Genomic DNA, 16,936 nt, shown 5'->3' on the forward strand with positions numbered 1-16,936 from the left:
CGGACGCCGTGCGGCGCCCCGCACTCTCCTGCCTGTACAGTCACAGGCGCCGTCGTATACGAGTCGTACAGGAGTTGTCATGGCCGACACCGCCCCCGCCCCACCCAGCCTGCGAGCGCTCCTGTCCCGCCGCGACCTGCACCTTCGGCTCGTCGCCGACGACGAGCTGTCCCCCGGCATCCTGGATCGCCCCGTGCGATGGGTGCACTCGAGCGACCTCGCCGACCCGACGCCCTTCCTCAGCGAGGGCCTCGTGCTGCTGACCACCGGCACCCAATTCGCCGACGCGACCGCCGCCGACTACGAGGCGTACATCGGCCGCCTGCTCGCGCGCGGCGTGCAGGGGCTCGGTTTCGGCACGGAGGTCGTGCGCGACGGCATCCCCGCTCCCCTCGTCGACGCGTGCCGGCGGGCGGGGATGCCGCTGTTCGAGGTGCCGTACCGCACCCCCTTCATCGCCGTCGCGCGCGCGGGCGCCGAGGCGATCGCGGCCGACGCCTATGCGCGTCGCAGTTGGTCGCTCGCGGCGCAGCGCGCGGTGTCGCTCGCCGCGCTGCGGCCCGACGGTCTGTCGGCGACGCTCGCCGAACTCTCGCGGCAGCTCGACTGCTGGGTGGGGTTGTACGACGCGGCCGGTGCGCTGCGCACCGCCTTCCCGTCCGGCGCCCTGCCCGCTGCGACCGCCGACGCCCTCACCCTCGAGGTCACGACGATGCTGCGCCGTGGCACACGCGCGGCGGGAACGCTGACCGCCGGCGACCGCGCGGTGAGCGTGCAGACGCTCGGACGCGGAGGGCACCTGCGTGGAGCCCTCGCGATCGCCGCGGACGACCTGGACCACGAGGCCCGCAGCGTCGTGACCGCCGTCGTCGCCATGGCGGCCCTCGCCCTCGAGCAGCAGGACGGACTGGGCCGGGCGATCGGCACCTTCCGCGCGGGCCTGGTGCAGACGCTGGCGACCGACGATCCGACCCTCGCACGGCGCGCCGGCCGCGATCTGTTCGGTCCCCTGCCCGCGGCGCCGGTCATCGTCGCACTCACCCCCGCCGCCGCAGCGAAGTCGACGGCACTGGCGGAGTGGCTCGAGGTGCGTGCGCAGGAGGGCCGGGGCGAGCTGTTCTTCGGTCGTGGCGACGACGGCCTCGTGCTCGTGGTCCCCGTGTCCGCCCGCGAGAGCCTGGCCGAGATCGCCGACCGCTTCGAGCTGACGGTGGGGTGCTCGGCCCCCTCGGGCTACGACGCGTTCTCGCGCGCCCTGACCCAGGCCCGCACCGCACGCGACCGTTCGGACGACGCCGGCCTCGCCGACTTCACCGACACGGCACGGGCCGGACTGCTCTCGGCGCTGGAGTCGGAGGCCGCGCGCACGGTCGCGGCGGGCGCGCTGGCTCCCCTGCGCCGGCACGACGAGACCGAGGGCTCGGCGCTGGTCGACACCCTCGACGCGTGGCTGGCCAACGACTGCTCGCACGAGGCGACCGCGGCGGCGCTCGGCATCCATCGCCACACCGTGCGGGCGCGCATCGCCCTCGCGCAGCGCGTGCTGGGGCGCGACCTGTCGTCGTTCGCCGCGCGTGCGGAGCTGTGGACGGCGCTGCGGCTGGCAGGGTAGGCGCGGTGACGGGGGCGCGGCGACGGCGACGGGGAGTCGGTGGCCCGCATCACGCGCCGGCCCACCGCCCGGCGGCCCGGGGCGCGCCTCACGCCCCCGGCGCGTGCGCCTCCAGGAACTCGTACATCTCGGTGGTGTCTACCCCGGGGAACGACCCCGTCGGCAGGGTCGCGAGCAAGGTCCGCGGTGTGCGCACGTTCGGCCACGCCTGCCCGCGCCAGGCGTTCTCGAGCGAGGCCGGCGGCCGGCGGCAGCACGTCTCGACCGCGTGCCGCGAGACGCCGCGGTGGGGGGTGTCGCGCCCGCGGAACCACTTCGTGTCATCGAACCGCACCCCCACGCTCACCGAGTGCGCCCCCTCGCTCGACTGCTCCACGCGCGCGGTGCACCAGTACGTCCCATTGCCGGTGTCGGTGTACTGGTAATACGGATTGAAGAGGTCGTCCTCCTCGAACACGACGCGGCTCGTCCAGCGACGGCAGCACAACTGCCCCTCGATCGAACCCAGCCGATCGGTGGGGAAGTTCACGTCGTCGTTCTCGTACGCCTTCGTGATCGTCCCCGACTCGTGCACCTTGAGGAAGTGCACCGGGATGCCGAGGTGCACGGTCGCGAGGTTCGTGAAACGGTGCGCGGCCGTCTCGTACGACACCGAGTAGGCGTCGCGGAGGTCTTCGATGCTGATCGTGCGCCGCTGCTTCGCCTCGCGCAGCGCCGGGACGACATGCGCCTCGGGCATGAGCAGCGCGCCCGTCAGGTAGTTGGTCTCGACGCGCTGGCGGAGGAACTCGTCGTAGCTCGTCGGCTCGCCGTGGCTCAGGATCCGGCTCGACAGCGCCTGCAGCACCGCCGCGCGCGGGTCGCCCTTCGCGACCTTCGTCGACAGGTACAGCCGCCCGTTCTTCACGTCGGCGATGCTCCTCGTCGACGAGGGCAGGTCGGGCACGTAGTGCAGCGAGAAGCCCAGGTGGGCGGCGATGTCGCTCGCCCCGCGCTGGGTGAGAGGTCCGCCGGGGTGCGCGATCGCGTCGAGCATCTCGGATGCCACACGCTCGAGCTCCGGAAAGTGGTTGTCCTGCGTGCGCATGAGTCGGCGGAGGGCGACATTGGCGCGGCGCGCCTCCTCCGGGGTCGCGGAGCGCTCTTCGCGCAACCGTTCGATCTCGGCCTGGAGAGCGAGCATCGCGGCGAGCGCCTCGTCGGGCACCGCACGCCCCACACGGAAAGGGGCGATCCCGAGCGCCTGGAAGGTCTGCCCGCGCATCGCCCGTTCCACGGACAGCTCGAGGGTGGCGCGGGGATCGAGGGGCTCGGCATCCAGCAGCTGATCGAGCGTGCACTGCAGCGCTCGGGCGATCGCCTGCAGCAACGTCAGCTTCGCCTCGCGGCGGCCGTTCTCGATCATCGACATCTGGCTGGGCGCACGACCGACCGCTCCGGCGAGGTCGTCGAGGGTCATACCGCGCGCGGTGCGCAGCTGTCGGATGCGCCGACCGATGGTGAGGGTGTCCACCTCTTCATGGTCGAGCGGGAGGGATGCCGCGGGAATCGAGACGCCGGTGTCCATACCGGCAGGTTCTCACAGCAGCGGAAGATCGCGCGATCTTCACACATCGATTCTTCTTGCGGAGGGTTGTTCTTCGCGGACAGTGGTCTCCACGGGGCACCGACGCCCCGACACCCGAAGGAGGACGACATGACGATCCAGGCCACCCCCGCCCCGCAGCCCCTGCGCCCCGGCGACCAGACCGAGACCGCCGATGAGATCCGCACCTCGTGGGAGGACGACCCCCGCTGGGACGGCATCGAGCGCACGTACACCGCCGAAGACGTCGTCCGCCTCCGTGGCAGCGTCCGGGAGGAGTCGACGCTCGCCCGCCGCGGGGCCGAGAACCTCTGGAACCTCCTCCACACCGAGGACTACGTCCGGGCCCTCGGCGCCTACACCGGCGGCCAGGCCGTGCAGCAGGTGCGCGCGGGGCTGAAGGCCATCTATCTCAGCGGGTGGCAGGTCGCTGCCGACGGCAACCTCGCGGGCCAGACCTACCCCGACCAGAGCCTCTACCCCGCCAACAGCGTGCCCGCGGTCGTCCGCCGCATCAACAACGCGCTGCTGCGTCAGGACCAGATCGAGCGGGCCGAGGGCGAGATCACGCAGGACTGGCTCGCCCCGATCGTCGCCGACGCCGAAGCGGGCTTCGGCGGTCCCCTCAACGCCTACGAGCTCGCGCAGTCGCTCATCGCGGCGGGGGCGGCCGGCATCCACTGGGAAGACCAGCTCGCGAGCGAGAAGAAGTGCGGCCACCTCGGCGGCAAGGTGCTCGTGCCGATCCAGCAGCACATCCGCACCCTCAACGCCGCGCGTCTCGCGGCCGACGTCGCGGGCGTGCCGACGGTGATCATCGCCCGCACCGATGCCCTCGCCGCCGACCTGCTCACCAGCGACGTCGATCCGCGGGATGCCGAGTTCCTCACCGGCGAGCGAACGACCGAGGGCTTCTACCGCGTGCGGCCGGGACTGGACTCGGTCATCGCGCGCGGCCTCGCCTTCGCCCCCTACGCCGATCTGCTGTGGGTGGAGACCGGCGAGCCCGACATCGAGCTCGCCCGCGCCTTCGCCGAGGCGATCCACGCCCGCTACCCGGGCAAGAAGCTCGCCTACAACTGCTCGCCGAGCTTCAACTGGAAGCGCCACCTCGACGACGAGCAGATCGCCACGTTCCAAGCCGACCTGGCCGCTCTCGGCTACGCCTTCCAGTTCATCACGCTGGCCGGATTCCACGCCGTGAACCACTCGATGTTCGACCTCGCCCGCGGCTACGCCGAGCGCGCCATGAGCGCGTACGTCGAGCTGCAGGAGGCCGAGTTCGCCGCCGAAGCCAACGGGTACACCGCCACGCGCCACCAGCGCGAAGCGGGCACCGGCTACTTCGACGTCGTCTCGACCGCGCTCAACCCCGACAGCGCGACCCTCGCCCTGGCCGGCTCCACCGAGACGGCCCAGTTCCACTGACCCTCCCCCTCCCCGTCCCCGCTCGCCCTCTCTGCTCCTCCCCCTGTCCCGCCCCCTGCCCCCAACCCCCACTTGAGTGTCCGAAACACCCGGACCCGGCGAAAATCCGTCCGGGTGTCTTGGACACTCAGCAGGACACACACGTCCCGCATCCTGCGGCGGGTGGCGGACGGCGGGAGGGAGCGAGCGGGCGAGCGAGCGACATAGACAGAAAGCCACGACCATGACCCTCATCGACACCTCACCCCCGCCCACCACCGCGACCTCGCCGACCACGACGACCGGTGCCCGCACGGCCACCGAAGGATCCCGGATGCCGAGCCCGCCGGCATCCATCCCGCACCTGCGCCTCGAGCGCTCCCTCGAAGGACGGGACGCCGAGATCCTCACCCCCGCCGCCCTCGCCTTCGTCACCGAGCTGCACGACCGCTTCGCCCGTCGCCGGCACGACCGGCTGGCCGCGCGCCTGCGTCGGCGTTTCGAGATCGGCACGGGTGACGACCCGCACTTCCGCGCCGACACCGCGCACATCCGCGACGACCCGTCGTGGCGCGTGGCGGGCGCGGGACCGGGCCTCGAAGACCGCCGCGTCGAGATCACCGGGCCCACCGACCCGAAGATGACCATCAACGCGCTCAACTCCGGGGCACGCGTATGGCTGGCCGACCAGGAGGATGCCACGAGCCCCACCTGGCGCAACGTCATCGGCGGTCAGCTCTCGCTGTTCGACGCGATCCGCGGGCAGCTCTCGTTCACGAGCCCCGAGGGCAAGCGCTACGAGGTCACCGCCGAGCGCACCCCGACGATCGTGATGCGCCCCCGCGGCTGGCACCTGCCCGAGAAGCACGTGACGTTCATCGATCGTGCCGGCCGCGAGCTGCCGGCATCCGGTTCGCTCGTGGACTACGGACTGTACGTGTTCCACAACGCGCACGCGCTGATCGCCGCGGGCCGCGGACCCTACTTCTACCTGCCGAAGATCGAGTCGGCCGAAGAGGCGCGGCTGTGGGACGACGTGTTCTCGTTCACCGAGGAGCGTCTGGGCCTCGCGCACGGCACGATCCGGGCGACGGTGCTCATCGAGACGCTGCCCGCGGCGTTCGAGATGGAGGAGATCCTCTTCGCTCTGCGCGACCACTGCGCGGGCCTGAATGCGGGTCGCTGGGACTACATCTTCTCGATCATCAAGACCTACCGGGGCCGCGGAGCGCGTTTCGTGCTCCCCGACCGCAGCGAGGTCACGATGACGGTGCCGTTCATGCGGGCCTACACCGAGCTGCTCGTGCAGACCTGCCACAAGCGGGGCGCGTACGCGATCGGCGGCATGAGCGCCTTCATCCCCAACCGCCGCAAGCCCGAGGTGACCCAGGCGGCGTTCGACAAGGTCGCCGCCGACAAGCGCCGCGAGGCCGGAGACGGCTTCGACGGCACGTGGGTGGCCCACCCCGACCTCATCCCGGTGGCGCGGGCCGAGTTCGACGCCGTGCTGGGTGACGCGCCGAACCAGCTCGGGCGCACCCGCGACGAGGTGTCGGTCGCACCGGCCGATCTGCTCGACGTGCGCATCGGACGACCCGTGACCGCCGCGGGCGTGCGGGGCAATGTGTCGGTGACGATCCGGTACATCGAGGCCTGGCTGCGGGGCCTGGGCGCGGTCGCGATCGACGACCTCATGGAGGACGCCGCCACCGCCGAGATCTCGCGCTCGCAGATCTGGCAGTGGATCCACCAGGACCACGCCACCGCCGAGGGCACGCCGATCAGCCGCGACTACGTCGAGTCGCTCGTGCGGGACGTGCTCGCCGAGGCGCCGCGCTCGACCGCCGACCGGTTCGACGACGCCGCCGCGGTGTTCCAGGAGGTCGCCCTGCGCGAGGAGTTCCCGGCCTTCCTGACCCTGCCCGCGTACGCGAGATACCTGGACTGACCGAATGCCGAGGGGCCGGGGCCGGAGGCCTCGGCCCCTCGGTCACGCCTCCGGCAGCGTTCGTGCGGTGCGGGGGGCGTCAGGAACGCGCCGGGTCGATCGGAGCGAAGGGCCTCAAACTCTCGCGCGAGGTGAGCTTCGACGCCGCGAGCGACCCGGCGACGGCGAGGAAGATCGGCAGCAGCAGGTCGAAGCCGGTGTTGGTGAACTCGATGATGAGGGCGATCGCGGTGAACGGAGCCCGCATGTTGGATGCCAGGAACGCCGACGCCGCGACGATCGCGAGAGCCGTTCCGTCGGCACCGGGCCAGACGAACGCCCACCCGGCCGCCGCCGCGGCTCCGAGAGCGGCACCGATGGCGACCGAGGGCTGCAGCGTTCCCCCGATCGCGCCCGACCCCAGCGACATCGCGGTCGCGACGTACTTCAGCACGGCGAGCGCGATGAGCAGCAGGGCGGGCTGCGAGAGGTCGAAACCCGCGGTCGCCAGCGCGCGGCCATTGCCGAGGATGAGCGGGAAGGCCGCTCCGACGGCGCCGACGGCCGTGAACGTCAGCGGCAGAGCCACCAGCAGCTTCCACCCCTCGGGACGGAAACGAGCGAGCTTCTTCGTCACCATGGCGAAGCTCGTCGCTCCCCACCCCATGAGCGGGCCGATGAGGACCGCGGCGACGATGAGCGACGCGTTCACCTCGACCGAGCCGATCGAATAGAGCGAACCGTCCCCCACGAGCGGACGCGCGACGAGGGTGGCGATGGTGCTGACGGTCAGCGCCACCACCGCTGCACCCACGCTGAATTGCGCGAGCAGGATCTCCACGGCGAAGAGGGCGCCGGCGAGGGGCACGTTGTAGACGGCGGCGAGACCCGCCCCCGCGGCCGAGGCGATGAGGATGCGACACCACCGCGCGTCGAGGCCGAACCACTTCACGACCTTCGAGCCCGCCATCGCCGACAGCTCGCGCGGAGCGACCTCCTTGCCGATGGACGCGCCCATCGCCACCGACCCCACCTGGATGACGGTGTCGGCGAGCGTCTCCCACCACGGCATCCGGGCTCCGTCGACGCCCTGCTCGACGGTGGCGATCCGGCGACCGAAGCGGCGCAGCAGGTACCAGCCGAGGGCGGCCACGACTCCCGCCCCGCCCACTGTGACGATCGGAAGCCACCAGGTCTCGGGATACGCGAGGCCGTCGAGGAACGGCCCCTCCTCGTGACCCCACACGAGATGCTCGAGGCTGTGCACGATCCACACGAGCAGCAGCACGGCGAGACCGGTGGTCACGCCCACGATGAGAGTCGCGATCCCCAGCCGCATGAGGGAGGCGAATCCCCGTCGACGGGAGCGCAGGGGCGTGGCGGTCTGAGCTGTCACCCCGCCACGCTAATCGACCCATGTTTCGTGTTCCGACCGACGGTAGCCTGACCGCATGACGCCCCCGCCCGTCACGACCCGCCGACCCTTCGACGTGCTCGGACTCGTCGCGGTGATCCTCTCCGCCGTCCTCCTCGTCCCGACGCTCTTCGTCTTCGTCGTGGGCCTCATCCCCGAGATGAACGCGATCTGGTGGATGGGAATCATCCTGCTGCCGCTGCTCTTCGTCGGTGGGATCGTCGTCGTCCTCCTGGCGGTCGTCGGTCTCGTCGTCGCCGCGCGTCGATCCGGTCGCCGGGCGTGGTCCGTCGTGGCGCTGGGGCTCGGCATCCTGATGCTCGTTCCGGCGCTGCTGATCCTCGCGCCCTGGCCGTCATGACCCTCGGCGCGAAAGCGCGGGAACACTAGGCTCGGAACCGTGACTTCCCGCGCCCCGCTCTCCCGCAAGCTGTCCGCCATCGCCGAGTCCGCGACCCTCAAGGTCGACGCCAAGGCCAAGGCCCTCCAGGCCGCCGGTCGCCCCGTCATCTCGTACGCGGCCGGCGAGCCCGACTTCGCCACGCCGTCGTTCATCGTGGATGCCGCGGCGAAGGCGCTGCAGGACCCGAAGAACTACCGCTACACCCCCGCCGCCGGCCTCCCCGTGCTGCGCGAGGCCATCGCCGCGAAGACGCTGCGCGACTCGGGCCTCGAGGTCTCACCGTCGCAGGTCATCGTCACCAACGGCGGCAAGCAGTCGGTGTACCAGGCGTTCCAGACCGTGGTGAATCCGGGCGACGAGGTGCTGCTGCCCGCGCCGTACTGGACGACGTACCCGGAGGCCATCGCGCTCGCCGACGGCACGCCCGTCGAGGTGTTCGCCGGTGCCGACCAGGACTACAAGGTCACCGTCGCCCAGCTCGAGGCCGCGCGCACCGACAAGACCACCGTGCTGGTGTTCGTCTCGCCCTCGAACCCGACCGGCTCGGTCTACACCGCCGAGGAGACGGCCGAGATCGGCCGCTGGGCCCTCGAGCACGGCATCTGGGTCATCACCGACGAGATCTACCAGAACCTCACCTACGAGGGCGTGCGTGCCGTCTCGATCGTCGAGGCCGTGCCCGAGCTCGCCGAGCAGACGATCCTCGTCAACGGTGTCGCGAAGACCTACGCCATGACCGGGTGGCGCGTGGGCTGGATGGTGGGACCCGCGGATGCCATGAAGCTCGCCGGCAACCTGCAGTCGCACCTGTCGAGCAACGTCAACAACATCGCCCAGATCGCCGCCGCCGAGGCCCTCAACGGCCCGCAGGACGAGGCCGAGCAGTTCCGTCTCGCCTTCGACCGTCGCCGTCAGCTGATCGTGTCGGAACTGTCGAAGATCGACGGCGTGCAGGTGCCCAACCCGCTCGGCGCGTTCTACGTGTACCCCGACGTCCAGGGCCTGCTGAACCGCTCGTGGGGCGGCGTGACCCCGACGACCTCGCTCGAGCTCGCCGACCTCATCCTCGAGCAGGCCGAGGTCGCCGTGGTGCCGGGCGAGGCGTTCGGTCCGAGCGGCTACCTGCGCCTGTCGTACGCCCTCGGCGACGACCAGCTTCTCGAGGGCGTCCAGCGCCTCCAGCGCCTGTTCGCCTGAGCTCCTCGCGCTCTCGCGCTCCCACCCTCGCGGTGAGGGGTCTGACCCCTCACCCGGAGGGTGGGACGGCGCGGAACGAGAGCCGGACCGGGGGCTACAGCTCGACGTTCACCAGGACGGGCTCGGGCTGCAAGACGAGACCGAACTCGGCGGCGACGCGGCTCTGCACGAAGCGCGCGAGCTGGGCGATCTCGGCCGCGGTCGCCTCGCCGCGGTTGGTGAGGGCCAGCGTGTGCTTCGTCGAGAGGCCGGCGCGCGAGCGCGGGAACCGGAACCCGCGCGAAAGCCCCGCGTTCTCGATCAACCACGCGGCGCTCACCTTCACCTGGCGGTTCTCGACCGGCGGCGGAGGCAGGATGCCGTCGAACGCGGCGAGCGGGATCACCGTCACCGGGTCGAGGGCGGGGCCCATCGGCCACTTCGGGCACGCGTCCGGAAGGGTGCGCGCGAACGCCTCCGAGACGATCGCGTTCTGGAAGAACGAGCCGGCGCTCCAGGTGTCGGGGTCTTCGGCGTCGAGGACCATTCCCTTGCGCGCACGCGTGGCGAGGACGTGGTCGCGGATCCACCGCAACGATACGGCCTGGTCGGCCTCGAGTCCGAGGGCGCCGCGCAGCTGATCGCCCGCGATCGGCCGCTCGTCGGTGCCGACGCGCTCGAGCTCGAGCGTGACCGACAGGATGACGGCGGGCCGCTCAGGCACCGAGCCGTAGTGGTGCTTGAGCACCGAGGTACGGAAGCCCAGACCGAGCTCGGATGCCGGGACCGTCGACACGTCACCCGTGGACTCGTCGATCAGCTCGACCTCGACGAGCGTCTGCACGATCTCCTGCCCGTAGGCGCCGACGTTCTGCACGGGAGCGGCGCCGACGGTGCCCGGGATGCCGGACATCGCCTCGACACCGGCGTACCCGCGCTCGACCGTCTCGGCGACGAGGGCGTCCCAATCGTGTCCGGCCTGCACCCGCAAGCGGACGGTGTCGGGCCGGGAGCCGGGGAGTTCGTCGATACCGGAGGTGCGCACGCGGATCACGGTGCCCTCGAACGGTTCGTCGCCGACGAAGAGGTTGGATCCTCCGCCGAGCACGAACCACGGCTCGCCGGCGGCCCACGCCTCGCGGAGGGCGGCGACGAGTTCGTCGACCGTCGTCGCCTCGATGAGACGAGCGGGTTCACCGCCGGTGCGCAGCGTGGTGAGCTGCGCCAACGGGACCGGAGCGACCTGGGGCATCAGCGCAGCCGCACCCGCACCTGGGCCTTGCCGAGCACGGTCGTCTCGGCGAACGTCACGGTCAGGTCGATGCGGGCGATGTCGTCGTCGACCGCGCCCACCTTCGCGCTCACGTGCAGGTCGGCCCCGGTCTCGGGGTCGACGACGACGGGGCGCGTGAAGCGCACGCCGTACTCCGCGATGCGTCCGCTGTCGCCCAGGGCCTCGGCCAGCGTGCCGACGGCGATGCCCATCGTGAGCATCCCGTGCGCGAGGACGCCCGGGAGCCCCACGGCCGCCGCGACGTCGTCGCGGTAGTGGATCGGGTTGAAGTCTCCCGACGCCCCCGCGTAACGCACGAGCGACTCACGGGTCAGGTGCACGGAGCGTTCGGCGACGACCTCGCCCACGGTGAATTCGCTCATGCGCCGGCCTCCCCCGCGAGCAGGACGCTCGTCGTCGTGACGACGTGGGCGCCGGTGGCATCCACGATCTCCGCTTCGCTCGTGATCATCGCGTTGCCGCCCATCGACCGGATGCCGGTGACCGACAGCGTCGCGACGAGCTCGTCGCCGGCGACGATCGGGCGCGTGTAGCGGAAGCGCTGCTCCGCGTGGACGAGGCGCGAGAGCTCGATGCCCGAATCGGGGTCGCCCAGCAGCTGCTGCAGCGTGAGGTCCTGCACCACCATCGCGAAGGTCGGCGGGGCCACGACGTCGTCGTAGCCGAGGGCGCGCGCGGCGTCCGGGTCGGAATGCTGCGGGGCGTCGGCGAAGACGGCGCGGGCGAACTCGCGCACCTTCTCGCGACCGACGAGGTACGGCACGGTCGGCGGGAAGACTCGGCCGACCAATTCGGGGTTCACGGGCACCGGGTCAGTCTACCGAGAGGCCCCGACAGAGCCGTGCCGCCGGCATCCGCCGGTCCGGCCCGGCCTCGAGGAGTTCGGCGCCGACCGCGACGCCGTGGGCGCTTCAGCGCTGGTGGCGACCGCGCACGGCCTTGACGGCGATCTGCGAGGCGATGAAGACGAGGAAGATCGAGAACAGCACGTTCGCCACGAAGGGATCGACGGCCTTCGCGATCTGCGCACCGACAGCGGTCGTGGCGCACGCGGCGACGCCGACGCAGAGCGCGGCGGGCAGATCCACGTTGGAACGGCGGAGGTTGCCGACCGTGCCCGACACCGCCGTCGGGATCATCATCAGCAGCGAGGTGCCCTTGGCGACGAGGTCGCTCGTCCCGAACAGCAGCAGGAGTGCGGGGACGACGATGATGCCGCCGCCGACGCCGAGCAGTCCCGCCAGGATGCCCGTGATCACGCCGAGCACGGCCAGGCCGGGTCCGGTGACCCACGTGAGCACGAGATCGGCGTCGCGGGAGGGGATGACGAAGTACAGGCTGACGATCACCGCGACGAGGAAGGCGACGAACGCCCACCGCAGCGCCGTCTGCGAGAGCTTGGGCAACAGCCACGTGCCGATCTGCGCCCCGCCGACGGCCCCCGCCGCGAGGATGAGCGCCGGCAGCCACGCGACGTGCCCGTCGACGGCATAGGTGATGACCCCGACGGATGCCGTGGGGACGATCGCCGCGAGCGAGGTACCTGCGGCGAGGCGCTGGTCGAATCCGAGAAGCAGGACGAGCAGCGGGACGATGACGGTGCCGCCGCCGACGCCGAACAGACCCGACATCAACCCGGCGAGCAGACCGACCGCAACGCAGACGACGTAGAGGCGGGCGGTACGGGGCGGGCGGATGGCGCTGGTCACGGAGATCCTCGGAATCAGGGGGGGCGAGCGCGTCTCGCCGACGCCCCAGTCTTCCACTCCTGCGCACGGACGCCGGTGGGACGGATATCGGTCGGCACCATCGAGGACGCAGAAACGAAAGCGGCCCCCGGTGATCCGAAGCCGCGTCCACCGGGGGCCGTCGCCCTCACAGGTCAAGCAGGACGGTGACCCGAACACCGGACTGCGACCACTCGCGTGAGGGTGCGACAAAGATGACGATAGACACCCCGTTCGTCCGGATCGCACCGGTTGACACTGATATCTAGAGGTGCTAATTATTCAGACCACTGAATTCTTGGTAGCGCTCCCGGGAATGCCCTCGCCGCTGGTGCCGTTGGAGACGTGCATGACAACCGTAGGAATCATCGGCGCAGGAAACATCGGTTCGGCTCTCGCTCAGGGGTTCGCGGATCGCGGCTACGACGTGGTCATCGCCAACTCGCGCGATCCGGAGACCCTGGGCGACCTCGTCTCCTCCGTCGGAGAGCGCGCTCGCGCCGCCACCGCGCAGGAAGCCGCCGAGGCCGGCGACATCGTCGTGGTGACCGTGCCGCTGAAGGCGATCGACGACATCCCCGTCGCCCCTCTCGCCGGTAAGACCGTGCTCGACACGAACAACTACTACTTCGAGCGCGACGGGCACATCGCCGCCCTCGACGACAAGAAGACCACCACCTCGCAGATGCTGCAGGAGCACCTTCCCGAGTCGGTCGTCGTGAAGGCGTTCAATCACATCCCCGCGGCCGACATCCTCACCGGCGGCGCGCCGGCGGGCACCGACGACCGTCGCGCTCTGGCCACCTCGAGCGACTCCGACGAGGCCGTCGCCCTCGTCACCCGCATCTACGACGAGTTCGGCTTCGACACCGTGAACGTCGGTCCCCTGAGCGAGAGCTGGCGCGTCGAGCGCGACCAGCCCGCCTACGTCGTGCGTCAGAACCGCGGCGAGCTCGAGCAGAACCTGGCCCGCGCCGAGCGCTGAGCCGCTCCCCCGCGTGAGTCGCCAATTCTCGTCGCTTCGGGAGACACGCAAGCGACGGAGATCGGCCACTCACGCGAAAAGACGAACCCGGCGCCCGCACGTGCGGGCGCCGGGTTCGTCGTATCGGCGGCGCAGCCTCAGAGCGACGCGAGCGCCTGGTCGACGTCGGCGATGAGGTCGTCGACCGACTCGATGCCCACCGACAGGCGCACGATCGTCTCGGGCACCGCGAGTTCGGTGCCGCGGACGGAGGCGTGGGTCATGGCATCCGGGTAGTTGACCAGCGACTCGACGCCGCCGAGGGACTCGGCGAGGGTGAACAGACGGGTCGACTCCGCGAAGCGGCGCGCGGCTGCCCCGTCGGCGAGCTCGAGCGAGACGATGCCGCCGAAGCCGCTCATCTGCCGGGCCGCCAACTCGTGGCCGGGGTGGGAGGGGAGGCCGGGGTAGTAGACCTTCGCGACGCGGTCGTGCGCGAGCAGATGCTCGGCGACGGCCTGGGCGTTGGAGCTGTGGCGCTGCATGCGCACGGCCAGGGTCTTGATGCCGCGCGTCGTCAGGTAGGCGTCGAAGGGGCCCGACACGGCCCCCGCGGCGAACTGCAGGAACTGCACCTTCTCGGCCAACGCGGCGTCGGCGAACGCAAGGGCGCCGCCCACCACGTCGCTGTGTCCGCCGAGGTACTTCGTCGCGGAGTGCACGACGACGTCGGCGCCGAGCGAGAGCGGGCGCTGCAGGGCGGGCGAGGCGAAGGTGTTGTCGACGACGACCAGTGCGCCGGCGTCGTGCCCGAGACGCGAGAGACCCGCGATGTCGGTGATGCGGAGCATGGGGTTGCTGGGCGTCTCGACCCAGACCATCTTCGGCGCGCGCTCCGCGATGGCGGCGGCCACGGCATCCAGGTCGCTCATGTCGACGACGCGGAGCTTCACGCCCCAGGGGCCGAGCACGCGCGCCAGCAGGCGGTACGTGCCGCCGTAGACGTCGTTGCCGAGCAGCACCTCGTCGCCGGGTGCCAGGGCGGCCCGCAGAAGAGCGTCTTCGCCGGCGAGACCGGAGGCGAACGACAGCGCGCGGGCGCCGCCCTCGAGCGCGGCGATCTGCGTCTCGAGCGCGGTGCGGGTGGGGTTGCCGCTGCGGCCGTACTCGTAGCCTCCGCGCAGGCCGCCGATGCCGTCCTGCGCGTAGGTCGTCGAGACGTGGATGGGCGGGATGACCGCGCCGGTGGTCTCATCGGGCGCCTGACCGGCGTGGACGGCGAGGCTGTCGAAACCGCGGGCGGCGTCGTGGGTGCTCATGCGGAGTGCTCCTGGGTGCTCGGGGGGATGACGGATGCCACGGGTGCAACGTCGTAGCCCCGCTGCGTCATCCAGTCGTCGTCGAAGATCTTGCTCAAGTAGCCGCGACCGTGGTCGGGCAGCACCACGACGACGACCGCGTCGGCGGGGAGCTCCCGGGCCACGCGCAACGCGCCCACGACGGCCATGCCGCTGGAGCCGCCGACGAGGAGGCCCTCCTCGCGGGCGAGGCGACGGGTCATCGCGAACGACTCGGCGTCGGAGACGCGCTCATAGGCGTCGACGAGGGTGGGGTCGAACGCCGGCGGCCAGAAGTCCTCGCCGACACCCTCGACGTCGTAGCCGTGGATGTCGTCTCCCGAGTAGATCGAGCCCTCGGGATCGACGCCGACGATGCGCACCGCAGAGCCTGCGACCTCGCGGAGGTACCGGCCGGTGCCGGTGATCGTGCCGCCCGTGCCGACACCCGCGACGAGGTGCGTCAGCTGCCCGTCGGTGTCGCGCCAGATCTCGGGGCCGGTGGTCTCGTAGTGGCTGCGCGGACCGTTCGGGTTGGCGTACTGGTTGGGCTTGAAGGCACCCGGGATCTCGCGGACGAGCCGGTCGGACACGCTGTAGTAGGAGTTCGGGTCGTCGGGTTCGACGTTCGTGGGGGTGACCACGACCTCGGCCCCGTAGGCGCGCAGCACCGCGCGCTTGTCCTCCGCGACCTTGTCGGGCACGACGAAGACGCAGCGGTATCCGCGCTGCTGCGCCACCAGGGCGAGACCGACGCCGGTGTTGCCGCTGGTGGGCTCGACGATGACTCCACCGGGTCGCAGCAGGCCGTCGCGCTCGGCGGCATCCACGATGTTCGCGGCGATGCGGTCCTTGGCCGATCCGCCGGGGTTGAAGTACTCGATCTTCGCGAGCACCGTGGCGGCGATGCCGTCGGTGACGCGGGTGAGACGGACGAGGGGGGTGTTGCCGACGAGGTCGGCGACGCTCTGGGCGTAACGCACGATGGCATCCTGGAAGGTTGGGTGCACCCGGCTGGGCGCGGCTGACGGGGTCGTCGAAAGGAACGCGGGGGCGTTCAGCGACAACAGCGACAGGTCAGCACGCGGTCAGCATACCCGAGTCGGCAGGGCGACGTCACGCGAGACCGATCCGTCTCCGGCTCGGCGTCTGTGGCTCCGGCCTCAGGACACCGCGCCCAGGAACTCCTCGAAGCTCTGCGCGGGACGACCCGTGACGCGCTCGACATCGGCGGACACCGCGGCGAGGTCACCGCTGGCGATGGAGGTGTACGTGCTCACCCACGCATCGACCTGCCAGCGCGGGGCGCCGAATGCGGCCCGCGACGCGTACGCCTCGTCCACCGTCTCATCGAGGAAGCGCACGGGGTGACCCCGCACCGCCGAGATCTTCTCGGCGACCTCGGTCATCGTCAACGCCTCGGGACCGGTGAGGTCGTAGGAGACGTCGGCGTGGGCGGACGGATCACGCAGCACCGCGACAGCCGTGGCGGCGACATCGGAGCGCGACACGAGCGAGCAACGCCCCTCGCCCGCGGGGCCGCGGATCACCCCGTCGTCGCCGGCGAAGAGCTCCATCATGTCCATGTAGAAGTTGTCGCGCAGGAAGGTGTAGCTCATCCCCGAGGCCCGGATGATGTCCTCGGTCGCCGCGTGGTCGCGACCGAGGGTGAACACCGCGTCGGGCGCGGCGGCGAGGAACGACGTGTAGACGATCGAGCGCACCCCGGCCCGGGCAGCGGCCTCGACGAACGTGCGGTGGTGCTCCACGCGGTCGGCGGTCTCCGACGCGGAGACCATCAGCAGCGTCTCGACTCCCTGCAGCGCCGCGTGAGCGGCATCCGCGTCGGAGTACCGGGCCACGTGGACCTCGGCACCGTCGAGACGCGGAGCGCGTGACGCATCGCGCACGAGAAGACGCTGCGGGATGCCGCGGGCGGCGAGGTCGCGCGCGACGCGGCCTCCCACGGCACCGGTGGATCCGGTGACGGCGATGACGGGCGGCGTGGACATACGGCCTCCGGGGGTGAGCGGTGCATCCAGCGTATTGCGCCGGGCACGGCACCGGCCGGGAATTGCCTCAGCGATGGA

Annotated in this window: 15 protein-coding genes; 6 read left to right on the forward strand and 9 right to left on the reverse strand. The window is 71.2% G+C overall.

Annotated elements, in window-relative coordinates; all coding sequences use genetic code 11:
• Positions 1–79 precede the first annotated feature (79 nt).
• Positions 80–1,612, forward strand: coding sequence for a PucR family transcriptional regulator (locus AB0230_RS08390; RefSeq protein WP_366375109.1), 1,533 nt, complete (start codon positions 80–82; stop codon positions 1,610–1,612).
• An 88-nt stretch (positions 1,613–1,700) separates the two neighbouring features.
• On the opposite strand, the gene AB0230_RS08395 is transcribed toward AB0230_RS08390, so the two are convergent.
• The gene (locus AB0230_RS08395; RefSeq protein ID WP_366375111.1) at positions 1,701–3,179 is read right to left on the reverse strand and encodes a helix-turn-helix domain-containing protein; all 1,479 of its coding nucleotides are present in this window, start codon (positions 3,177–3,179) and stop codon (positions 1,701–1,703) included.
• 129 nt (positions 3,180–3,308) lie between these two features.
• On the opposite strand from AB0230_RS08395, the gene aceA reads away from it, so the two are divergent.
• Together aceA and aceB are read left to right on the forward strand one after the other, a co-directional pair.
• On the forward strand, positions 3,309–4,625 hold the full coding sequence (aceA, locus tag AB0230_RS08400; protein ID WP_366375113.1) for an isocitrate lyase: 1,317 nt from the start codon (positions 3,309–3,311) through the stop codon (positions 4,623–4,625).
• 223 nt (positions 4,626–4,848) lie between these two features.
• Positions 4,849–6,552, forward strand: coding sequence for a malate synthase A (aceB, locus tag AB0230_RS08405; RefSeq protein WP_366375115.1), 1,704 nt, complete (start codon positions 4,849–4,851; stop codon positions 6,550–6,552).
• A 79-nt stretch (positions 6,553–6,631) separates the two neighbouring features.
• Here the strand turns inward: aceB and AB0230_RS08410 are convergent, their stop codons facing one another.
• On the reverse strand, positions 6,632–7,927 hold the full coding sequence (locus tag AB0230_RS08410; protein ID WP_366375117.1) for a chloride channel protein: 1,296 nt from the start codon (positions 7,925–7,927) through the stop codon (positions 6,632–6,634).
• Between the two features lie 55 nt (positions 7,928–7,982).
• Here AB0230_RS08410 and AB0230_RS08415 point away from each other — a divergent pair, with 55 nt between their 5' ends.
• Positions 7,983–8,306, forward strand: a complete 324-nt coding sequence (locus tag AB0230_RS08415; protein ID WP_363390365.1) for a hypothetical protein — start codon at positions 7,983–7,985, stop codon at positions 8,304–8,306.
• A 39-nt stretch (positions 8,307–8,345) separates the two neighbouring features.
• The gene (locus tag AB0230_RS08420) at positions 8,346–9,545 is read left to right on the forward strand and encodes a pyridoxal phosphate-dependent aminotransferase (protein WP_315995031.1); all 1,200 of its coding nucleotides are present in this window, start codon (positions 8,346–8,348) and stop codon (positions 9,543–9,545) included.
• A 94-nt stretch (positions 9,546–9,639) separates the two neighbouring features.
• Here the strand turns inward: AB0230_RS08420 and AB0230_RS08425 are convergent, their stop codons facing one another.
• The 4 genes from AB0230_RS08425 to AB0230_RS08440 form a co-directional block, all read right to left on the reverse strand.
• Complete coding sequence (locus AB0230_RS08425; protein ID WP_315995032.1) at positions 9,640–10,776, reverse strand: UDP-N-acetylmuramate dehydrogenase; 1,137 nt, start codon at positions 10,774–10,776, stop codon at positions 9,640–9,642.
• Entirely contained in the window at positions 10,776–11,180 is a 405-nt protein-coding gene (locus AB0230_RS08430; protein WP_366375120.1) for a MaoC/PaaZ C-terminal domain-containing protein, read from the reverse strand. The genes AB0230_RS08425 and AB0230_RS08430 overlap by 1 nt, the downstream gene beginning before the upstream one ends.
• The gene (locus AB0230_RS08435) at positions 11,177–11,626 is read right to left on the reverse strand and encodes a MaoC family dehydratase N-terminal domain-containing protein (protein ID WP_363390377.1); all 450 of its coding nucleotides are present in this window, start codon (positions 11,624–11,626) and stop codon (positions 11,177–11,179) included. Before AB0230_RS08435 ends, AB0230_RS08430 begins: the two co-directional genes overlap by 4 nt.
• 103 nt (positions 11,627–11,729) lie before the next feature.
• Positions 11,730–12,527 (reverse strand): sulfite exporter TauE/SafE family protein, encoded by a 798-nt coding sequence (locus tag AB0230_RS08440; protein ID WP_366375122.1) that lies wholly within the window; start codon positions 12,525–12,527, stop codon positions 11,730–11,732.
• A 367-nt stretch (positions 12,528–12,894) separates the two neighbouring features.
• Here AB0230_RS08440 and AB0230_RS08445 point away from each other — a divergent pair, with 367 nt between their 5' ends.
• The gene (locus AB0230_RS08445; protein ID WP_366375124.1) at positions 12,895–13,530 is read left to right on the forward strand and encodes an NAD(P)-binding domain-containing protein; all 636 of its coding nucleotides are present in this window, start codon (positions 12,895–12,897) and stop codon (positions 13,528–13,530) included.
• Positions 13,531–13,667: 137 nt separating this feature from the next.
• On the opposite strand, the gene AB0230_RS08450 is transcribed toward AB0230_RS08445, so the two are convergent.
• The 3 genes from AB0230_RS08450 to AB0230_RS08460 all read right to left on the reverse strand — a co-directional run bounded on the left by AB0230_RS08450 (position 13,668) and on the right by AB0230_RS08460 (position 16,858).
• A complete protein-coding gene (locus tag AB0230_RS08450; RefSeq protein WP_366375126.1) occupies positions 13,668–14,828 on the reverse strand; it encodes a cystathionine gamma-synthase in 1,161 nt (386 codons plus the stop codon).
• Entirely contained in the window at positions 14,825–15,829 is a 1,005-nt protein-coding gene (locus tag AB0230_RS08455) for a pyridoxal-phosphate dependent enzyme (protein WP_315995038.1), read from the reverse strand. Before AB0230_RS08455 ends, AB0230_RS08450 begins: the two co-directional genes overlap by 4 nt.
• A 180-nt stretch (positions 15,830–16,009) precedes the next feature.
• Positions 16,010–16,858: an SDR family oxidoreductase gene (locus tag AB0230_RS08460; RefSeq protein WP_363390389.1), complete on the reverse strand. Its 849-nt coding sequence runs from the start codon at positions 16,856–16,858 to the stop codon at positions 16,010–16,012.
• Positions 16,859–16,936 lie beyond the last annotated feature (78 nt).

This window comes from Microbacterium sp. NPDC089190 (assembly GCF_040701795.1).
In the GTDB taxonomy this organism is placed as follows: Bacteria; Actinomycetota; Actinomycetes; order Actinomycetales; family Microbacteriaceae; genus Microbacterium; species Microbacterium galbum.

Bases quoted from the DNA above. Each gene is read 5' to 3' on its own strand.
- AB0230_RS08390 (WP_366375109.1), top strand. From the start codon at position 80: ATGGCCGACACCGCCCCCGCCCCACCCAGCCTGCGAGCGCTCCTGTCC.
- AB0230_RS08395 (WP_366375111.1), bottom strand. From the start codon at position 3,179: ATGGACACCGGCGTCTCGATTCCCGCGGCATCCCTCCCGCTCGACCAT.
- aceB (WP_366375115.1), top strand. From the start codon at position 4,849: ATGACCCTCATCGACACCTCACCCCCGCCCACCACCGCGACCTCGCCG.
- aceA (WP_366375113.1), top strand. From the start codon at position 3,309: ATGACGATCCAGGCCACCCCCGCCCCGCAGCCCCTGCGCCCCGGCGAC.
- AB0230_RS08425 (WP_315995032.1), bottom strand. From the start codon at position 10,776: ATGCCCCAGGTCGCTCCGGTCCCGTTGGCGCAGCTCACCACGCTGCGC.
- AB0230_RS08415 (WP_363390365.1), top strand. From the start codon at position 7,983: ATGACGCCCCCGCCCGTCACGACCCGCCGACCCTTCGACGTGCTCGGA.
- AB0230_RS08445 (WP_366375124.1), top strand. From the start codon at position 12,895: ATGACAACCGTAGGAATCATCGGCGCAGGAAACATCGGTTCGGCTCTC.
- AB0230_RS08430 (WP_366375120.1), bottom strand. From the start codon at position 11,180: ATGAGCGAATTCACCGTGGGCGAGGTCGTCGCCGAACGCTCCGTGCAC.
- AB0230_RS08450 (WP_366375126.1), bottom strand. From the start codon at position 14,828: ATGAGCACCCACGACGCCGCCCGCGGTTTCGACAGCCTCGCCGTCCAC.
- AB0230_RS08460 (WP_363390389.1), bottom strand. From the start codon at position 16,858: ATGTCCACGCCGCCCGTCATCGCCGTCACCGGATCCACCGGTGCCGTG.